Genomic DNA, 16,461 nt, shown 5'->3' with positions numbered 1-16,461 from the left:
GGGGAGATGCATATGGATGAAAAAATTAATGAGTTATTTTTAGGAATAGATTCAAAAGTAAATATAGTTGATGGTAAAAAAATAAGAGCAATAAATTTTGATAATGCGGCTACAACTCCACCATTTAAAAATATATTGGAAACTATGATAGGATTAAGTGATTATTATGGGTCTATAGGTAGAGGTGCTGGCCATAAAGCAGAGATAACTACAAGGCTATATTATGAATCTAAAAATTATATTATGGATTTTTTTAATATAAAAGATAAAGATAAATATACTGTAATATATGTTAGTAATACAACAAGTGGTATAAATAGATTATCAAGATTATTAAAAAATAAGAATGATGATATTATACTTTCAACTAGAATGGAACATCATTCAAATGATTTGCCATGGCGAAGAAGGTGGAATATAGATTATATAGAGGTAGATAAGTTAGGTAGATTAAAACTTGAGGATATTGAAAAAAAATTAGTTTATCATAAAGGGAAAGTTAAGTATATTACTGTAACAGGAGCTTCAAACGTAACAGGATATATAAATGATATTCATGCAATAGCTAAGATAGCACATAAATATGATGCAAAAATAATTGTAGATGGTGCTCAGCTAATACCTCATTTAAAAGTAGATATGTCAGGAAACACAGAAGAAGAATGTATAGATTTTTTAGTTTTTTCAGGACATAAACTTTATGCTCCTTTTGGGGTAGGAGTAATAATAGGTTTAAAAGAAGTTTTTGATAAAAGTTTACCTGATAATGAAGGAGGTGGTACAGTTAAATTTGTCATGGATAATGAGATTGAATATTTAGAAAGTCCTGAAAAGGAAGAAGCAGGAACTCCAAATTTTTTTGGAGCAATTGCAATATCTAATGCTTTAAGTAAATTGGATGAAATAGAATTCAAAAATATTCATGAAAGTGAAGTAAAACTAAGAGATAAATTATTAGATGGACTAAACTCTATACCTGGAATTATAAATTATGGAGATGTTGTAAATAGAGAAGATAGGTTGGGAATAGGGGTATTTAATATAAAATCTATGTATCATCAAGATGTTGCAGAGACTTTGGCAAAATATTATGGAATTTCAGTACGACAAGGCTGGTTTTGTGCACATCCATATTGTAGGAGGCTTATGCATATAAGTGAAAAATCTGCAAGTGCATTTATTCATGATGTTAATGAGCATATGCCTGGAATGATAAGAGTAAGTTTTGGAATTTATAATCAAGAAGCAGAAGTAGACTATTTTTTAGAATGTATAGAAAGGATAATTAAAAAAAGCAAGTAATGTATGGGGGATACTGTGAAATTGGGCAAGGTATGTGATAGATGCAAATTTGAAATAAATTCATCATATATATTAAGGCAGAATTCTATGGATAAAATTATTTGTCCAAACTGTGGAAGAACTTTGGTAGCAACAATAATAAGTAAACTTTTAATGTTATCAATTTTTCTTATGTTCTTTCTATTGATTATAATAATACCTGTTGATATTATTAATAAACTTATAATTGAAGCTATTTGGATTACAATTAGTTATAGTATTTTACCTGCTTTTGTATATGAATATGAGGAATTAGATAAAGATGAGGCAGGATAGCCTCATCTTTATTGGTAATTATATGTGGTTTATTTAGTAAATACTTTATACTGTGGAACATTGTTAAATGTGTACAAAGTAGGAACTCCTTCAAGTAATGGTTTAAAATATTCATAGGCCTCTTCGTTAATATGATTTCCTTTTTCGTTAATCCAATCAACAGGAAAATATTTTACATTATTTGCAACAGTATCAGCTGGAACCAATTCATATGAAACTTTATATGAATCATTTGATTCTCTTTTTATAGATACCATGCACCCGTTATTTTCAGGTTCTGAAGATCTTAAAGCTTCAGCTCCTGCATTAAAAGCTTCATCTATATCTGTTTGAGATGCTGAATGCATTGCACATCTTTGTAGTATTCCAAGCTCAAGAGCCTTTACTCTTGTAGATATACCAGCATCTAAAATAGTTTGTCTTAAAAAGTTGCTTACACCACCTAGTTGAGCATGTCCAAATGTATCTTGAGAAACACAATCAAATTCTGTTACAAATCTACCAACTGAATTTCTTAATCCTTCAGAAACAACTATAAAAACTTGATTTTGTTCTTGAAATTTTGCTCTAACATCTTCTATAAACTCTATTATGTCAAAAGGTTTTTCTGGTAAGTATATAAAGTCAGCAACAGGTTTACCATTATATTGTGCCATGCAAGCTGAAGCTGCAAGCCATCCGGCATCTCTTCCCATAGTCTCAAGGATAAAGATTCCGTTGTTGATATATACTGAAGAGTCAAAATATGCTTCTAAAGTAGTTGTAGCAATAAATTTTGCAGCACTTCCAAAACCAGGAGTGTGATCTGTATGCATTAGATCATTATCAATAGTTTTAGGAATTCCAATAAAAGTTATATCAAGAGAGTTTTCTTTTGCGTATTTTCCAAGTTTTGCAGTAGTGTCCATTGAATCATTACCACCAATATAGAAAAAAGTTGTAATATCTAATTTCTTTAATATATCTAAAAGCTTATCATATTCTTCAGTAGATGTTGATATATCCTTCATTTTATATCTACAAGATCCAAGACCTGATGAAGGTGTATATTGAAATCTAGCTATATCTTCCATACTTATAGCTGTTAAATCTATGATATTTTCATTTAAAATACCTTCTATTCCATTTAATCCACCATAAACTTTTTCGAATTTGTTTGATTTTTGATTTTCTTTTAGTAGGCCTACTACGCTTGAATTAATTACAGCAGTAGGTCCACCAGATTGTGCAATTATACAATTTGGCATAACAGGCTCCTTTTACATTAAATATTTATATTATACATCTAAATGTGATATACAATATATTTTAAATGTCTACTCTATTTAATACTATACAACAAAAATGAGTATTAATAAAGAGTTTTAAAAAAAAGCATAAAAATTTTAAAATGAAACTATTATTAATAGAGTGAAAAATATGTATAGGTGGTTAGAGATGGTTGTGTCAGAGGTAATTGTTATAGGTGTTGCATTGGCTATGGATGCTTTTGGAGTCACTTTAGGAGTGGGAATAAATAGAAATATAAAAAATATAGACAAGCAAAAATATATAATTTCATTTGCGTTTTTTCAATTTTTATTAGCTTTTATAGGTGGGATATCAGGTTACTTTTTTAATAATTATATATTTCCTATTTCAAGTGTAGTAGGAGGAGTGGTAATAGGAATTGTAGGAATACTTATTATAATAGATGGATTGAAAAAAAGTGATGAATCAATACTTGCTAAAAAAGCTGCAATTATAATTCTGGGAATTTCTGTAAGTATTGATGCTATGGTAATTGGATTTACTATTTTTAATGATATACAAAAAATATTTATATTATTTGTATATACTATATTGATAGGATTAATAACTTTATTAATTTGCACTATAGGACTTTTTATCAGTGGATATATTAGTAGAATTAATTTTGTTAAAAAGTATGCAAGCTTATTTGGAGGATTTTCACTTATATTATTTTCAATTAAAATGATATTTTTTTAAGGATACTTATAAAGATATTATGCTATAATGAAGTTAGAATTATACAATTTGAATTGTAGGTGAAATTATAATGTTTAATGACTTTTTAAAAAGATATGGGCTTAAAGTAACAAAAGGCAGAATAGCCATTTTAGAAGTTTTAACTAAAGCTAATAAAAGTATGGGAGCAGATGCTATATTTGAAGAGTGTAAAAATAATGGAGTTGATATTAATTTAAGTACAGTTTATAGAGCATTAGAGCTTTTTGAAGAAAAAGAAATAATAGATAAATTTGCATTAAAAGAAGGAATATGTTCATATAGACTTAAAGGAGAAGAACATAAACATTTACTAAAATGTACTATTTGCAACAAGGAAGTTCAGGTTCCTTGCCCAATGAGACAAATAGAAGAGATAGTTCAAAGTGAAACTGGATTTACTTTGACTAAGCATAATTTGGTGATGACAGGTATATGTGAAGAATGTAGTAAACATGAAAAAAAGGAGTAAAATCTAAATATTTTATTTAGATTTTACTCCTTTTTTAAAGTTTTTTATAATTAAAACTAATAGTAAAATTACTACAGACATTACAGCTATTGTTCCCCCAGGGGCACTATTAAAATAATAAGAAATAATTAATCCAGACATTATATCTATAAATCCAAATAAAACTGAAAAGACTAATGTTTTGCTAAAATTCTTTTTAAGTTGAATAGCAGTTGCTACTGGTACTACCATCATAGAAGATATAACAAGAATACCCATAATTTGAATAGATAAAGATATTGTAGCTCCAACTAAAATAGTGAATAAATAATTAATGAGTTTAACATTAATTCCAGCAGTTTTTGCTCCTTCTTCATCAAATATGACATATATTAATTTGTTATATATTATAGCTAATAATATTAAACAAATTAATCCAGAAATAGAAATTATTAATAAATCTTGAGTTGAAATTGTTAAAATACTACCAAAAAGTATTGAGTTCACTTTTGTTGTAGTCTTTCCAGAACTTATTAATATAATTGCTATTCCCAGACTTAATGTAAGCATTATTGACATTACAAGTTCAGCATACTGTTTAAAATATCCTCTTAAGCTTTCAATAAGAACAGCACATAATGTTGTAAAAATAAATGCTGATAAAATTGGGTTAACACCCATAACTAGGCCTATTGCAACTCCAGCAAATGAGGAGTGTGATAAGGTGTCTCCTAGCATTGAGTTACGTCTTAGAACAATAAATAAACCAATAATAGGGCATAAAATCGAAACTATTGCACCGGCTATAATTGCATTTGTCATAAAATCATATTGAAACATCTCAAGCACCTCTTAAAGGCGTTTCATTTACAAATTCTTCACATGTTTTAAGAAATACCTTTCCTTCTTTAACTTTTAATATATGAGAAGAGTATTTTAAAGCTACATCCATATTGTGTTCAATAGAAATAATTGTTGTTCCAAGGTCTTTATTGATATAGTTTAATATAGAATAAATTTCTTGTTGATTTTTAAAATCAACACCAGTTGATGGTTCATCAAGTATTATCAAGTCAGGATTTCCCATAAGTGCTCTAGCTATAAAAATTCTTTGTTGTTGGCCACCAGAGAGATTTCCAATAAGGTTGTCTCTAAAAGGTTCCATATTAACTTTTTTTAATACATCAAGAACAGACTCAGATACATCAAGATGTAGTGCTTTAGCATGTGCTTTTAATATTTCAAATACAGAAATAGGAAAGTCAGAATTAAATCCATCCACCCTTTGAGGAACATAAGAAATTTTTTTAGTATTTACTTCAATACAACCAGAAATAGGAGTAAGTAATCCTAAAATAAGTTTAATTAATGTGGTTTTGCAGCTACCATTTTCTCCAACTATTGAAAGATACACACCTTTTGGTATATGCAGATTTATATCATTCAAAAGTAGTTGGGACTTGTCATAGCTAAAATTCATATTAGCAATTTTAATCACAAAATCAGCTCCCGTAATAATCTAACTTATATTATATACTTACATGCAAATAATTTGCAACTGCTAAGTTTCATTTTCAATTTTTTTTGATTCCTCTAACTCCCAAGAATTTAACATACCTCTTTTAAAAGTACCTTTTATTTTTGTTGAAGAGTGAGGTTCACTTTTGCTAAGTCCAGAAACTTCAACTATTGCCTTTTTATTATCATCAAATATTAGAGAAATATTATCAACTCTAAGTAGTCTTTCTTTAGAGTCACCAGAAGTTAGAGAATGTTCAACTGCATATTGAAGGTCTTTACTTTTGTTTTTTATATATAATGTACGTAGTAAATAAGTAGATAATAAAATAACAGCAATTAATAATATAAGTGCACGTATTCTTTTTTTTCGTGTTTTTTTTAATCGCATAATTCTGTTGAGTTCACTTTTGTTTTTTATTTTCTTTCTTTTGACCATTTTAACACCTCCTAATTACTTCAAGAAAATATTACCATAAATTTACAATTAAATAAATATGTAATGTTTATTTACAATTTTAAAAAGCACCTATTGATTAAAAGAGTTAAAAAATTCTATAATGATAATAGACGTCAATAATGATATTAGGGACAATCAAAAAAATAACAGGTCAATCCGCCAGACTATTTTCCATCATGCTGTGTCAGCGCAGATTGTCTGATGAAAAATATTCATGGCAAATTTGGAACTGTTATTTATTTTCATGTCCCTTACTGAGAAAGGATGAATAATATGGATTTTTCAAGTTTAGTTTTAATGGAAAAGGATAAAGAAACAGGGTATATAACAAGAGAATTAGGAAGTTTTGAGGTTAATGAAGGAGCTTTATACATAAAAAAGTTATTTGTCATAGAAGATGAAGTTAATTTATATTTTGATACAAATAAAGATGTAGAAGAATGGGAATACTCTGCAATATATGATTTGTTTAATAAAAATGCATTTGAAGAAGTTGGATTTAGAATAGATGAAGATTTAGAAGAATATAATCCAACATTCATAGTAAAATTTCAATATAGTGATAAACGTGAAGAAATGAAAGAAACTATAGATAAAGTTGTAGGTATTATAGAAGAACAGATGACGAATGTTTTTAAAGCGATTAGTGGAAGGGAAGAAGAATATAAAGAATAGAAGGGAGGGAGCCATAAAGGCGCCAAAATGAATGAGAAAGTATTAAAGAAGAGAGAAGAAATACCTGAGGAAGCTAAGTGGAAACTAGATAAGATTTATGAAAATCAGGATGAGTGGGAAAGAGATTTTCAAAATTTAAAGGAAGAAAGTCCAAAGATTAAGGACTTTTCAGGAAAACTTCAAGATAAGGAAGAAATATTAAAATATCTTGAGTTAAATGAAAAGATTTCCAGAAAAGTTGAAAAACTTTATGTTTATGCACATATGAAGTGTGATGAAGATACTACAAATCAAAATACACAGAGTGTTATGAATAAAATAGATTCATATATGGCTGAACTAGGAAGTTATAGTGCATACTTTGTTCCGGAAATTCTTGCTTTAAAAGATGGATTTATAGAAGATTTAGTCAATAGTGATGAAAGATTTAAATTATATGAATTTATGTTAAAAGATATTTTGAAAGAAAAGAAACACATATTAACAAAAGAAATGGAAGAATTATTAGCTTTAGCTTCAGATTGTTTAGATGCTCCAGCAAGCATTCATAATATGCTTACAAATGCTGATATGACTTTTGAAAATATAAAAGATGAAGATGGAGATGAAGTTGAATTAACTGAGGGTAATTATTCCTCATTTATTAGGAGTAAGGATAGAGAGATTCGTAAAGATGCTTTTAAAAAGTTATTTAAAGAATATAAGAAACTAGAAAATACATTTGCTACATCATTAACTGCATCTGTAAAAACTTTTAATTTTAGTGCAAAAGTTAGAAAATATGATTCACCATTAGCGGCTTCGCTAGGTCCAAACGATATTCCTTTATCAGTTTATGAAAAAGCTATTGAAACTATAAACAACAATGTTTCTTCGCTTCATAGATATGTAAGAGTAAAAAAGAAACTTCTTGGGTTAGAAGAGATGCATATGTACGATCTTTATGTGCCTATAATTGAAGTGGAGAAGGAAGATATACCTTTTGAAGAAGCAGTACAAATAGCGGAAGAAGGATTAAAACCGCTAGGAAATGAGTATATGAATATATTTAAAGAAGGTATAAAAAGTGGTTGGGTAGACATATATCAAAACAAAGGTAAAAGAGGTGGAGCATATTCTTGGGGAGCATATGATACTATGCCATATGTTTTATTAAATTATAACTATGAATTAAATGATGTATCAACTTTAGTTCATGAAATGGGTCATTCAATTCATTCATATTACTCTAGAAAAGTGCAACCATTTTATTATTCAGGATATACATTATTCTGTGCAGAAGTAGCGTCTACCACAAATGAAGCATTGCTAATTAATCATTTAATTGAAAAAGAACGAGATAAAAATAAGAAGTTATTTTTAATTAATCAAGAATTAGAACAGATAAGAACTACAGTATTTAGACAGTTGATGTTTGCTGAATTTGAATTATTTACTCATAATGCTTTAAGTGATGGAAATCCACTAACAGCTGATGATTACAATAGAAAATGGCATGAACTTAATCAAACATATTTTGGGGAAGATATGATAGTAGATGAAGAGATAGATAGTGAATGGGCAAGAATACCACATTTCTATTCTGATTTTTATGTATATCAATATGCTACTGGATATGCTGCAGCATCAGCATTTGCAAAATCTATAATAAATGGAGAAGAAGATGCTGTAAATAAATATATAGGATTTTTGAGCAGTGGTGGAAGTAAATATCCTATAGATATATTAAAGGATGCAGGAGTTGACATGACAACACCTAAACCAATAGAAGCTACTTTAGATAGATTTAATAAGTTGTTAGATATGTTAGAACAATTATAAATTAATATTGGATTGATTAAATCTTATTATTATGGTTTAATTAATCCAATATTTTATTTTTAGGAAGTTGGTCGCATAAATGGATAAATATATGAAGAATATTTTTACATATTTAACTAGGCATGAAGGTTTTTATATGGATCAATGTAAAAATATTTATAGTAAAAAAGAGATTTGGATTGGACTTAAAAACTTTTCAGAAGGAATACTTGCTGTAATTATTACTGATAATAGTAATGCAGATGTAGATGAAAAAGAAGCTAGAGAATATTTACTAGGAAAAGGATTGGATTTTAGATTAAGTGTTATAGTACTAAGTGATGGAAATAGTTTTTATGATTATAATAAAAACTACTCTAAGGTAGTTGTAGATATTAATAATCCTAGAATAATTTATTGTGATTTAGGATTAGAGGTCTTTGGAAATATTTCAGCTGAAATTATTAGAAGAAATAAAAATTCAGGTATAAGAAATGTTAGCAAGTATACTGTTACTGTTTCATTAATTGCTATTAATATAGTTGTATTTATTATAAGTGCATTGATGACAACAAATTTTGTGAAAAACTTAAGCATTGATGATTATACATTGGCTATATTAGGTGCAAAATATACACCTTTAATTAACCAAGGACAATGGTGGAGATTATTCACTTGTATGTTTTTACATGGTGGACTTATTCACATTGCAGTTAATATGTATTCATTATATTCAATTGGAACACAAATAGAAGAAATTTATGGAAGATATAAATATCTTATTATTTATATAATTTCAGGCTTAACAGCAAGTTTATTTAGTTATTATTTATCACCTAATTCATTATCGGTAGGAGCTTCTGGAGCGATATTTGGTCTTTTAGGTGCTATACTAGCATTTGCAATAAAAGAAAGAGAGAGAATGGATAAGGGCGTTATTGGGAATATTATAATAACAATAGCATTTAATCTATATTTAGGAACTGCAGTTTTATCTAATATTGATAATTATGCACATGTAGGTGGCTTTATAGGTGGATTAATAGTTGCTGGTATATGTTTAATAAAAAAATAAATTAAGTATAAAAACTAAAATGATAGAATGGGTTGTAAAAGTTTTCTTGTATATTTTATAGTTAAAGGAATATATAATTTAAGTTATGTATATATATTATAAGGATATATCAATGACAAATAATTAAATTGAAAAAAATTAAGTTGTAACAAGTATGCAACAAATATATTAGATAGTATATCTTACATAAAAAACAGAAAAATGCTTTAATATAGATAGGCTGCCAGAAATAATATTAATATAGATAGGAATATTAGGTAAACTAACAATAATAAGAAAAGTTTAATTTTAAATTAAGATTTAATTACTTGATTTTTTTTACTATTTGCACTATATTAATAAGGATGTACAATGACATAAATAGGATAAAAACAATATATGAAATTTAAGTCATATTAAATAATTAGGAGTGAAAGAAGATGGGAGATTTTATAAATACAATTACAGCTATATTCCAAATTTTTGTGTTTGTGCTTACGTTGTATTATGCCATATTAGGTTTACTTGGATTGTATAGAAAAAAGGAAACTAAAGATTATACACCTAACCATAAATTTGCCATGATAGTTGCGGCGCATAATGAGGAGGTAGTAATTGGACAGTTAATTGAAAGTATGCAGAAACAGGATTATCCTAAGGAATTATTTGATATTTATATTATTGCTGACAATTGTACAGATAAAACAGCAGAGATAGCAAGAAAATATGAAGGCGTTACTGTATGCGAAAGATTTAATAAGGATAATAAAGGAAAAGGTTATGCCTTAGAGTGGATGTTTGGTAAACTATTTAAAATGAATAAGAAGTATGATGCAATATCAATATTTGATGCTGATAATTTAGTTCATACAGATTTTTTAAAAGAAATCAATTCAAAAATGAATCAAGGATACAAAGTTGTACAAGGTTATATAGATAGCAAAAATCCTAATGATTCATGGATTGCAACATCATATTCAATAGCGTTTTGGTCACAAAATAGAATGTTCCAACTTGCTAGAAATAATATAGGATTATCTAATCAAATAGGAGGAACAGGATTTGCAATAGCAACTGAAACACTTAAAGAGTTAGGTTGGGGTGCAACTTGTTTAACAGAAGACTTAGAATTTACATGTAAATTAGTATTGAATGGTGAAAAAGTAGGATGGGCACATGATGCAAAGATTTATGATGAAAAACCATTGGGATTAAAGCAATCTTGGATACAAAGAAGAAGATGGATGCAAGGTTTTACAGATGTAGCATCACGTTATTGTATGAAGCTTTTTAAGAAGGCTATTGTAGAAAGGAAATGGTACATATTTGATGCTGGATTATATGTATTACAACCATTTGCAACACTGCTTATAGGTATAGCAGCTGTTTTGACTTTCATGCGAGGTAATATTGGCGCTGCTCGTGATATTTTTGTGGTTAATGATATTTTTAATAATATAGGATTTCAAGTATTTGCATTAATACAGTTTATAGTGACACCGCTTGTTCTTATTTTAGATAAGAAAATATCAAAAGGATTTTTTGCTATGATGGTGTTATTTTCATCCCATATTTTTGTGTTACCGTTAATAGTTAAATATCTAGAGGTACAAGGTGCATATGTATTTGGTGTTGATTTAGCATTCTATGGAGCGTTCATTTTAATGACATTAATCATTTTAGGAAAGAAATCTTTATTATTTTTTATTAGATTCTTATTGTATGGAATATATACATTAACATGGATACCTATTACAGTACAAGGAATACTAAGAAAGAACAATAAAGAATGGAACCCAACAAAACATGTAAGAAATGTAGAGATATATGATGTTTAATTGTATATAATAAAAAGGCGAGGCAATGATTATTTAGATTGCTTCGCCTTAATTATTTTGACATACAGTCTAAAAAAAAGTATATTTTATGTTAGAGACTATAAAGCCACTGATAAATATTTACATTAGATAAATTGGAGGACAGTTATGGGAAAGGATATTAATTTGACGTATGATGTAACAGATTTAACGTCTTTAGAAAAATTAGAACCAGTTAGAGTAAGACCTGGTATGTATATAGGGTCAACTAGTTCAAAAGGGTTACATCATTGTGTGTGGGAAATACTAGATAATGCTATAGATGAAATAACTAATGGATATGGAGATATAGCTAAAGTTATTTTAAATAAAGATAAAAGTGTTACAGTAATGGACAATGGAAGAGGAATACCTACAGGTATACATCCAATTAAGAAAAAAAGTGGTGTAGAAATGGTATTTACAGAGCTTCATACTGGAGGAAAGTTTGATAATAAAAACTACAAAACATCAGGAGGACTTCACGGTGTAGGTGCTGCTGTTGTCAATGCACTTTCAAAATGGGTAGAAGTTGAAGTGCACCAAAATGGTAATATATATCGTCAAAGATTTGAATATGCATATGATAAAAGTTTGAAAAAAGATATGCCAGGTACTCCTGTTACTAAATTAGAAGTAATAGGTGAAACAAAAGAAACAGGTTCAAAGATAACTTTCATGCCTGACAAAGAGGTTTTTTCAACAACTGAATTCAAATTTGATGTAATTGATGAAAGATTACAAGAACTTGCGTTCCAGAATAAAGGTATAAAACTTAAGCTTATAGATAAAAGAAAAGAAGAAGAGATTGAAAAGGAATATTATTCTGAAAGAGGACTTTTAGATTTTATAGATTATTTAAATGAAAGCAAAACTCCTATTCATGAAACACCAATACTTTTTGAAGGAGATAGAACTGTAAATAATCTTCAGATGTATGGAGAAGTATGTATTCAATTTACAGATTCTACAACAGATAATATAGCAAGTTATGTTAATAATATACCAACAACAGAAGCAGGTACTCATGAAACAGGTTTTAAGACTGGTATGACTAGAGCTTTTAAAGAAGGAGCAAGAAAACTTGGACTTATAAAAGAGAAAGATAAAGAGTTTGAAGGTGACGATTTAAGAGAAGGAATGACTGCCATCGTTAGAATAAAAATAACTAATCCAGTTTTTGAAGGTCAAACTAAAACAAAGCTTGGAAATAATGAAGCTTATACTATGATGAATGACTTAGCATATACAAAACTTTTAGAATGGATTGAAGACAATAAAGAATTAGCAACAAGCATAATTAATAATGCACTTCAAGCTGCTCAAAGAAGAGAAAAGATAAAGAAGATTAATGAAGCAGAAAAGAAGAAAATAGGAAAAGGTACAGCACCACTAGCTGGTAAAGTAGCAGTTTGTACATATAAAGACAATACTGTTAATGAGTTTATAGTAGTTGAGGGAGATTCAGCTGGAGGTTCGGCCAAACAAGCAAGAGATAGAAGATTCCAAACTATAATGCCATCAAAAGGTAAGATAATGAATACAGAAAAGCAAAAGCTTGAAAATGTTCTTGCTTCAGAAGAACTTAAAATATTTAATACAGCGTTAGGTACAGGAACATTAGATAATTACAAAGAAGAAGATTTAAGATATGACAAAATAATAATAATGAGTGATGCGGATGTTGATGGGTATCATATTAGAACTTTATGGATGACATATGTTTATAGATATATGAGACCATTAATAGCAAATGGACATCTATATTTGGCACAACCACCACTCTATAAGGTATATAAAACTGTAAAAGGCAAAGAAATTCATGAGTATGCTTATAGTGATGAAGATCTAGAAAAGGTTAAAAAGAAAATTGGTAAAGGTGCTCTTATACAAAGATATAAGGGACTTGGAGAGATGAATCCAGACCAATTGTGGGATACTACTTTAAATCCAGAAACTAGAACTTTATTCCAAGTTACTATAGAAGATGCAGCAAAAGCAGAAAGAATGGTATCACTGCTTATGGGTGATATTGTTGAGCCTAGAAAAAATTATATGTACAAGTATGGTGAATTCTAGGAAGAAAGGAGCAGAATATGGCAAAGAAAGTTACTAAAATTCCTAAGGATAACAATATTGTTAGGATACCACTAGAAGAGGCAATGCCAGACAATTACTTACCTTATGCAATAGAAGTCGCGAAAGAAAGAGCTTTACCAGATGTAAGAGATGGATTAAAGCCTGTTCATAGAAGAATATTATATGGAGCTTATTTACTTAAAGCTTATCCAGATAGACCTTATTATAAATCAGCCAGAATAGTTGGAGATATTTTAGGTAAATTCCATCCTCATGGAGATTCTTCAGTATATGATGCAATGGCAATACTTGCCCAAGATTTTTCAACTAGAGAACCTTTAATGGATGGGCATGGTAACTGGGGATCAATTGATGGTGATAGTGCAGCTGCAATGAGATATACAGAAGCTAGACTTTCAAATATAGCAATGGAAATGATAAGAGATATAGATAAAAATACAGTGGATATGGTTCCAAACTATTCAGATAGTGAGATGGAACCTAAAGTATTACCTGGTAGATATCCTAATCTTTTAGTAAATGGAACATTTGGTATTGCAGTAGGACTTGCAACTAATATACCACCTCATAACTTAGGAGAAGTTACTGAAGGGGTTTTAGCATATATAGATAATCATGATATAACAACTAAAGAATTAATGGATTATATTAAAGGACCGGATCTACCAACAGGAGGTATTTTAATTGGTCAAAATTCTTTATTGTCTTCCTATGAAACTGGGGAAGGAAAAGTTACTTGTAGAGCGAAAACTTCGATTGAACAATTAGAAAATGGAAGGCTTGGAATTGTAATTACTGAATTTCCTTACAAGAGGAACAAAGCAAGATTACTTCAAACAATTTCAGAAATGACTGGAGATAAGAGACATGCAAAAGCATTAGAGTCAATAACAGATATTAGAGATGAATCAGATAGAAGTGGTATTCGTGCAGTAATTGAATTTAAAAAGTCAGTTGATGAAGAGACTGCAGATAAAGTTTTAAAATATTTATTTAAGAAAACAGATCTTCAATGTAACATAAGTTTTAATATGGTGGCGTTGGCTGATGGAAAGCCTCAAACAATGGGACTAAAAACTATAATAACTCATTATGTTAATCATCAAAAGGAAATAGTTACACGTAGAAGTACTAGAGAGCTTGAAGTAGCAGAAAAGAGATTTCATATAGTTGAAGGATTCATTAAAGCTATAAATATATTAGATGAAGTTATATCAACTATAAGAGAATCTAAATCAAAGAAAGATGCATCAATAAATTTAATAGAAAAATTTGATTTTACAGAAGCACAAGCAACAGCTATTTTAGAGTTGATGCTTTATAGATTAACAGGTCTTGAAATAACAATATTCCAAAAAGAATATAAAGAGTTGGAGAAAATTATAAAAAGACTTAAAAAGATATTATCAGATAATAAAGAACTTCTAAAGGTTATAAAAAAAGAACTTAAAGAGATAACTGAGAAATATCAAAATCCAAGAAGGACTATGATAATTGAAGATGATAGTGAAGCTAAGATAGATGTGGAAGAGTTATTAGTAGTAGAAGATGTTATGATAACTCTATCAAAAGATGGATTTATAAAAAGGATACCTCAAAAGAATTATATAAGATCTAATTCAAATCCAGAAGATATAGAATATAGAGAAGGGGATGAACTTAAATATCTTATAAAATCCAATACAAAAGATAATCTGCATTTATTTACTGACAAAGGAAATATGTATAAAGTTAGAGGGATAAACATACCGGAAGGTAGATGGAAAGAAAAGGGAGAGAGAATAGATATTGTAATAAAATCTCTAAATTTAGATGATGAATCTATAGTTGAAGTAATGTCTATGGATAAACTTCCAACTGATAAATCTATTATAATTATTACCAATAGGGGAAGTATAAAGAAGAGTTCTTTAGATAAATTTGAAAGTAGCTATTCAAAAATTCAAGCAAGTAAACTTAGAGCTAATGAAAAGGTAATAAAAATTGAATTTGAAGCAGAAGATAAAAAATACTTAAAGGTAGTTACAAAACTAGGATTGGAATTTACATTAGAAGTTCCCAAATTAGAGGATTATCCACGAAATATATTAGGCCTTCAGCTATTTAACCTTTCAACAAGAGATGAAATCATAAGTGCAGAATATGTTGATAGTATGGAATTTGTTGAATATACAATTGGTATTACAGCAAAAGGAAATTTGAAGAGTTTTTCAAAATCAAGCAAAAATGATTGTTTAAAGGCAAATACAGATTCAAACAGTAGTATTATAATGTTTACGAATAAGGGAAATGCTATAAAAATTCAAGGATTTGTAATACAGGAAGCAATAAAAGACGAAATACCATTAAGCAACTTAGTAGATGGACTTGAAAAAGGTGAAAAAGTCATTGCATTATATTCATTTAAAGAATATGATGAAAATCTTGCAGTATATACAATTACTAAAAAAGGACTTGTTAAGAAAACATATTTAAAAGAATTTAACGGTGATTATTTAATTCAACAAGGGTACAAATTTAAATATAAAGATGATGAAGTGGTTTCTGTAGATATATCTAATCATACCCTTGGTCATTTAGTTATGTTTACTAAAAAGGGGATGGCTATTAAGTTCCCAGTTAACAATGTAAGTGTTATGGGAAGAATTGCTTCAGGAGTTACTGGAATAAGCCTTAAAGATGATGATGAGATAATATATGCAAAATCATTCATAAATATGAAACAAACAGAAGATGGAGAGATTGCAATAACTTCGTTAGATAAATATAAATTACAAATATCCACTAAAAATAAGGAAACTAATGAGGTTCTATTATCAGATATTAAACTACAAAACAGGGCGGGAAGAGGATGTAGTATAATGATAGTGCAATTAGATGATGAAATAAAAAATGTAAGTCTAATATAATAAAATTTTAGGAG

Annotated in this window: 14 protein-coding genes; 10 read left to right on the top strand and 4 right to left on the bottom strand. The window is 28.6% G+C overall.

The features are described from left to right. Positions 1–6 precede the first annotated feature (6 nt). A complete protein-coding gene (locus tag NNC19_RS00655) occupies positions 7–1,302 on the top strand; it encodes an aminotransferase class V-fold PLP-dependent enzyme (protein WP_310936651.1) in 1,296 nt (431 codons plus the stop codon). Between the two features lie 15 nt (positions 1,303–1,317). Beyond that, a complete protein-coding gene (locus NNC19_RS00650; protein ID WP_310936650.1) occupies positions 1,318–1,617 on the top strand; it encodes a hypothetical protein in 300 nt (99 codons plus the stop codon). A gap of 29 nt (positions 1,618–1,646) precedes the next feature. On the opposite strand, the gene NNC19_RS00645 is transcribed toward NNC19_RS00650, so the two are convergent. After that, a complete protein-coding gene (locus NNC19_RS00645) occupies positions 1,647–2,864 on the bottom strand; it encodes a 6-phosphofructokinase (RefSeq protein WP_310936649.1) in 1,218 nt (405 codons plus the stop codon). Between the two features lie 190 nt (positions 2,865–3,054). On the opposite strand from NNC19_RS00645, the gene NNC19_RS00640 reads away from it, so the two are divergent. Then, a complete protein-coding gene (locus tag NNC19_RS00640) occupies positions 3,055–3,606 on the top strand; it encodes a manganese efflux pump (protein WP_310936648.1) in 552 nt (183 codons plus the stop codon). 70 nt (positions 3,607–3,676) lie between these two features. Next, complete coding sequence (locus tag NNC19_RS00635; protein ID WP_396136383.1) at positions 3,677–4,096, top strand: Fur family transcriptional regulator; 420 nt, start codon at positions 3,677–3,679, stop codon at positions 4,094–4,096. Between the two features lie 12 nt (positions 4,097–4,108). On the opposite strand, the gene NNC19_RS00630 is transcribed toward NNC19_RS00635, so the two are convergent. From NNC19_RS00630 to NNC19_RS00620, 3 genes are all read right to left on the bottom strand, one after another. Next, positions 4,109–4,915 carry a metal ABC transporter permease gene (locus NNC19_RS00630; RefSeq protein ID WP_310936647.1) on the bottom strand — a complete coding sequence of 269 codons (807 nt, stop codon included), beginning with the start codon at positions 4,913–4,915 and terminating at the stop codon, positions 4,109–4,111. A 1-nt stretch (position 4,916) separates the two neighbouring features. After that, positions 4,917–5,573, bottom strand: a complete 657-nt coding sequence (locus NNC19_RS00625) for a metal ABC transporter ATP-binding protein (protein WP_310936646.1) — start codon at positions 5,571–5,573, stop codon at positions 4,917–4,919. Between the two features lie 63 nt (positions 5,574–5,636). Continuing rightward, entirely contained in the window at positions 5,637–6,032 is a 396-nt protein-coding gene (locus NNC19_RS00620) for a hypothetical protein (RefSeq protein WP_310936645.1), read from the bottom strand. Positions 6,033–6,326: 294 nt separating this feature from the next. Between NNC19_RS00620 and NNC19_RS00615 the strand changes: the two genes are divergently transcribed. The 6 genes from NNC19_RS00615 to NNC19_RS00590 all read left to right on the top strand — a co-directional run bounded on the left by NNC19_RS00615 (position 6,327) and on the right by NNC19_RS00590 (position 16,447). Continuing rightward, a complete protein-coding gene (locus tag NNC19_RS00615; protein ID WP_310936644.1) occupies positions 6,327–6,728 on the top strand; it encodes a DUF6762 family protein in 402 nt (133 codons plus the stop codon). 27 nt (positions 6,729–6,755) lie between these two features. Beyond that, a complete protein-coding gene (gene pepF / locus NNC19_RS00610; RefSeq protein WP_310936643.1) occupies positions 6,756–8,549 on the top strand; it encodes an oligoendopeptidase F in 1,794 nt (597 codons plus the stop codon). 136 nt (positions 8,550–8,685) lie between these two features. Continuing rightward, positions 8,686–9,603, top strand: coding sequence for a rhomboid family intramembrane serine protease (locus NNC19_RS00605; RefSeq protein ID WP_310936642.1), 918 nt, complete (start codon positions 8,686–8,688; stop codon positions 9,601–9,603). Between the two features lie 419 nt (positions 9,604–10,022). Beyond that, positions 10,023–11,420, top strand: a complete 1,398-nt coding sequence (locus NNC19_RS00600) for a glycosyltransferase family 2 protein (RefSeq protein WP_310936641.1) — start codon at positions 10,023–10,025, stop codon at positions 11,418–11,420. 147 nt (positions 11,421–11,567) lie between these two features. After that, positions 11,568–13,517, top strand: coding sequence for a DNA topoisomerase IV subunit B (locus NNC19_RS00595; protein WP_310936640.1), 1,950 nt, complete (start codon positions 11,568–11,570; stop codon positions 13,515–13,517). A 17-nt stretch (positions 13,518–13,534) separates the two neighbouring features. Continuing rightward, entirely contained in the window at positions 13,535–16,447 is a 2,913-nt protein-coding gene (locus NNC19_RS00590) for a DNA topoisomerase IV subunit A (protein ID WP_310936639.1), read from the top strand. The last annotated feature ends 14 nt before the right edge of the window (positions 16,448–16,461 follow it).

It is taken from the genome of Clostridium sp. SHJSY1 (assembly GCF_031626875.1).
GTDB lineage: Bacteria > Bacillota > Clostridia > Clostridiales > Clostridiaceae > Clostridium.
The sequence above is the reverse complement of the archived record's forward strand: the minus strand, read 5'-3'. Positions and strand labels throughout refer to the sequence as shown.